Source organism: Mycobacterium sp., assembly GCF_049281135.1.
Lineage (GTDB): Bacteria > Actinomycetota > Actinomycetes > Mycobacteriales > Mycobacteriaceae > Mycobacterium.
Genome location: NZ_JBAPRN010000269.1, coordinates 1 through 4417, shown reverse-complemented (window position 1 = coordinate 4417; position 4417 = coordinate 1). Strand labels below are relative to the sequence as shown.

Below are 4417 nucleotides of genomic sequence, written 5' to 3'. Positions count from 1 at the left end.
GAGCGGGCGCGGTCGGTGAGGGGCGAAACCACCCAACAATCGCCAGGCCTGAAGCGACAAGCGCGAGCGCCAAGGCGAGGAACGTTGGCCAGCGGGAGGGCCCGCGCGACGGTGATGGCCATACGGGCGATCCAACCGCAGCGCCAGGAAATCCGCTCGGCGCGGCCGGGTACTCACTCGGACCGTTCGCGGCAGAAGGCCCCCTTGGCGGATATTCCGACATGCTGCGATGGTATCGCTGATCACCGGGTCCGGTATTCACCATTGCAATCGTTACAGCCCTGCCGGCGAACAGTAATGGACCCAGAGCGCGTAACCGATGGGCCTCGCCAGCGACCGAAATGATCGCGCGCATGACGCTGCGAATGCAACCGCTACAACCATCCAAAACCTCTGCGAATGAACCGAACTGCAACACTGGAGCCATGAGCCGCCGTCACGTCCAGCTGCTGACCCGCGCCGGCTGCACGATCTGCGAGGGGGTGCACGCGCAGCTGAAGCAGCTCGCCGAAGAACTGGACTTCGATCTGTCGACCACCGACGTCGACGCCGAAGCGGACAAAGGCGACAGCGCGCTACGAGCAGAGTTCGGCGACCGACTGCCGGTGGTCCTGCTCGACGGCCGCGAACACAGCTACTGGGAACTCGACGAGCCCCGGCTGCGCAAGGATCTTGCTAGCGGGTGACTTCGTCGTAAATTTGGTGGCCCATCAGGTAACCGTCTACGGTGGAAACCAGTCAATTCACCGGTGTTAGCAAGGGAGCAGGCCAGGTGATTCAGCCGTGAGCGTCCTGCTCTTCGGTGTGTCGCACCGCAGCGCGCCGGTCTCCGTTCTGGAACAGCTCAGCACCGACGAATCCGAGCAAGTCAAGATCGTCGACCAGATCCTGCAGTCGCCGCTGGTGACCGAGGCCATGGTGCTCTCGACCTGCAACCGCGTCGAGGTGTATGCGGTCGTCGACGCCTTCCACGGCGGCCTGTCGGCCATCGGCCAGGTGCTCGCCGAGCGTTCCGGGATGACGGTCCCTGACCTCACCAAATACGCCTACGTCCGCTACAGCGAGGCCGCCGTCGAGCATCTGTTCGCCGTGGCCAGCGGGCTGGACTCGGCCGTGGTCGGCGAGGCGCAGGTGCTCGGCCAGGTCCGTCGCGCCTACGCCGCCGCCGAGTCCAACCACACCGTCGGCCGCGTGCTGCACGAGCTGGCCCAGCGTGCGCTGGCCGTCGGCAAACGCGTGCATTCCGAAACCGGCATCGACGCCGCAGGCGCCTCCGTCGTCTCGGTCGCACTCGGCATGGCCGACACCAGATTGGGTGGCCTGCGAGGCAAGACCGCCGTCGTCGTCGGCGCCGGAGCGATGGGCGCCCTGTCGGCAGCCCACCTGACCCGGGCCGGCATCGACCAGGTCTACGTCGTCAACCGCTCGCTGCCCCGGGCGCAGCGGCTGGCTCGCAAAATCCGCGAATCCGGTGCCGCTGCTGAGGCTTTGAGCATGGACAACCTGGCCACCGCGCTGGCCGACGCCCACGTCGTGGTCAGCTGCACCGGGGCGGTACGCCCGGTGGTGTCGCTGGCCGACGTGCACAACGCGCTGGCCACTGGCCGTCGCGACGTAACCAACCGGCCGCTGGTGATCTGCGATCTGGGCATGCCGCGCGACGTCGACCCCGCGGTGTCCGGGCTGCCCGGCGTCTGGGTGGTCGACATGGACCGCTTGCAGCGCGAACCGTCGGCGCGGGCAGCCGCAGCCGACGCCGAGGCCGCGCGTCACCTCGTCGCCGCCGAAGTCGCGACCTACCTGGCCGGTCAGCGGATGGCCGAGGTCACCCCGACGGTCACCGCGCTGCGCCAGCGGGCCGCCGACGTCGTCGAGGCCGAACTGCTGCGCCTGGACCACCGACTGCCTGGCCTGGAGGCCACCTATCGCGACGAGGTCGCCCGGACCGTGCGCCGCGTCGTCGACAAGTTGCTGCACGCACCCACGGTGCGCATCAAGCAGTTGGCCAGCGCTCCCGGCGGCGACAGCTATGCCGAGGCATTGCGCGAGCTCTTCGAGCTCGACCAGACCGCTGTTGACGCGGTCGCCACTGCGGGCGAATTGCCCGCTGTACCAACAGATTCCGCTGAGTAACCGCTTGGTCGACGTGATCCGGATAGGTACCCGTGGCAGTTTGCTGGCCACCACCCAGGCCGGCGCCATTCGAGATGCGTTGCTGGCCAATGGTCACGAGGCCGAACTGGTGATCATCAGCACCGAGGGCGACCAATCTTCCGAGCCGATCGCCGACATCGGGGTCGGTGTCTTCACCGCGGCGCTCAGGGAAGCCATCGACGCCGGCCAGGTCGATATGGCGGTTCACTCGTACAAGGACTTGCCGACGGCCGAGGACCCGCGATTCGTGATCGCCGCCATCCCGCCGCGCGAAGACGCCCGCGACGCGCTGGTAGCCCGCGACGGGTTAGTGCTGGGAGAGCTGCCGGCGGGCGCAATCGTGGGCACTTCATCGCCCCGGCGGGCCGCGCAGCTTAGAGCACTGGGTCTCGGTTTGGAAATTCGCCCCCTACGAGGCAACCTAGACACCAGGTTGAACAGGGTAAGCAGGGGTGATTTGGACGCGATCGTGGTTGCTCGGGCGGGTCTGACCCGACTGGGACGTCTCGACGACGTAACCGAGACGCTGGAGCCGGTACAGATGTTGCCGGCGCCGGCTCAAGGGGCGCTCGCGTTGGAGTGCCGCGCCGGGGATTCCCGGCTGGCAGCACTGCTGGCAGAGCTGGACGACGCCGACACCCGCGCGGCCGTCACCGCCGAGCGCGCCCTGCTCGCCGAACTGGAGGCGGGTTGTTCCGCGCCGGTGGGGGCGATCGCTGAGGTGGTCGAGTCCATCGACGAAGACGGCCGTGTCTTCGAGGAGCTGTCGCTTCGCAGTTGCGTGGCGGCGCTCGACGGATCCGACGTGATCCGCGCGTCCGGTATCGGCAGTCCGGATCGGGCACGAGAGCTCGGGCTCTCGGTGGCCGCCGAGCTGTTCGACTTGGGCGCACGGGAAGTCATGTCGAGTGCGCGGCAATGACGTCGCGCGCGAGAACGAGGTAGGAGCGACGATGACGACGCGAGGGCGTAAGCCGAGGCCCGGCCGCATCATGTTCGTGGGCTCGGGTCCTGGCGACCCGGCTCTGCTGACGACACGGGCCGCTTCGGTATTGGCGAATGCTCCCCTGGTGTTCATTGACCCCGACGTGCCCGAACCGGTGCTGGCGTTGATCGGCAAGGATCTGCCGCCGGTATCCGGACCTGCGGCGGCCGAGCCGGCCGCACCGTCGGTTGGCGGAGCCAGCGAGGACGCAGCGGGGACTGGCACCGACGAACAACCCGCCGCGGTGGTGTCGGTGGGACCCGACATCCGGCCCGCTTTGGGCGACCCGGCCGAGGTGGCCAAGACACTGCTCACCGAGGCCCGCACCGGGGCCGATGTGGTGCGCCTGGTGGCCGGCGACCCGCTGTCGGTGGACTCGGTGATCACCGAGGTGAACACCGTGGCGCGCAGCCACCTGCACTTCGAGATCGTGCCGGGCCTGTCCGCCAGCGACGCGGTGCCGACTTACGCCGGGCTGCCGCTCGGCTCGTCGCACACCGTTGCCGACGTGCGCGGCGACGTGGACTGGGGCGCTTTGGCTGCCGGGCCGGGCCCGCTGATCCTGCAGGCCACGTCCTCGCACGTGGCCGACGCGGCCCGCACGCTGATCGAGTACGGCCTGGCCGACACCACCCCATGCGTGGTGACTTCGTCAGGGACCACCTGCGCGCAGCGCTCGGTGGAGTCGACGCTAGGCGGACTGACCGATTCGAACCTGCTCGTCAACGCGGATGGCGCCGCGCCGTCGCCGGTAGTCGTGACCATCGGCAAGACGGTGGCCAACCGGGCCAAGCTGAACTGGTGGGAGAGTCGCGCCCTGTACGGCTGGACCGTGCTGGTGCCGCGGACCAAGGACCAGGCCGGCGAGATGAGCGAGCGGCTGACCGCGCACGGCGCGCTGCCGATCGAGGTGCCGACCATCGCCGTCGAACCACCGCGCAGCCCCGCGCAGATGGAACGCGCGGTCAAGGGTCTGGTCGACGGCCGCTACCAGTGGGTCGTGTTCACCTCCACCAACGCGGTGCGCGCGGTGTGGGAAAAGTTCGGCGAGTTCGGTCTCGACGCCCGCGCGTTCTCCGGCGTGAAGATCGCCTGCGTCGGTGAATCGACCGCCGACCGGGTGCGCGCGTTCGGAATCAGCCCCGAGCTGGTGCCTTCCGGTGAGCAATCGTCGCTGGGTCTGCTGGACGAATTCCCGGACTACGACAGTATTTTCGATCCGGTGAACCGGGTGCTGCTGCCGCGGGCCGACATCGCCACCGAGACGCTGGCCGAGGG

General features: G+C 68.6%; 4 protein-coding genes. All 4 read left to right on the top strand.

Features of this window, described 5'->3' with window-relative positions; all coding sequences use genetic code 11:
- The first annotated feature begins 425 nt into the window (after positions 1 to 425).
- On the top strand, positions 426 to 686 hold the full coding sequence (locus WAN02_RS10810; RefSeq protein WP_422264156.1) for a glutaredoxin family protein: 261 nt from the start codon (positions 426 to 428) through the stop codon (positions 684 to 686).
- A 97-nt stretch (positions 687 to 783) separates the two neighbouring features.
- Positions 784 to 2133, top strand: coding sequence for a glutamyl-tRNA reductase (locus tag WAN02_RS10805; RefSeq protein ID WP_422264155.1), 1350 nt, complete (start codon positions 784 to 786; stop codon positions 2131 to 2133).
- Between the two features lie 13 nt (positions 2134 to 2146).
- Entirely contained in the window at positions 2147 to 3076 is a 930-nt protein-coding gene (hemC, locus tag WAN02_RS10800; RefSeq protein ID WP_422264157.1) for a hydroxymethylbilane synthase, read from the top strand.
- A 31-nt stretch (positions 3077 to 3107) separates the two neighbouring features.
- Positions 3108 to 4417 (top strand): SAM-dependent methyltransferase (locus WAN02_RS10795; protein ID WP_422264154.1); only part of this gene is annotated, 1310 nt, incomplete at its 3' end.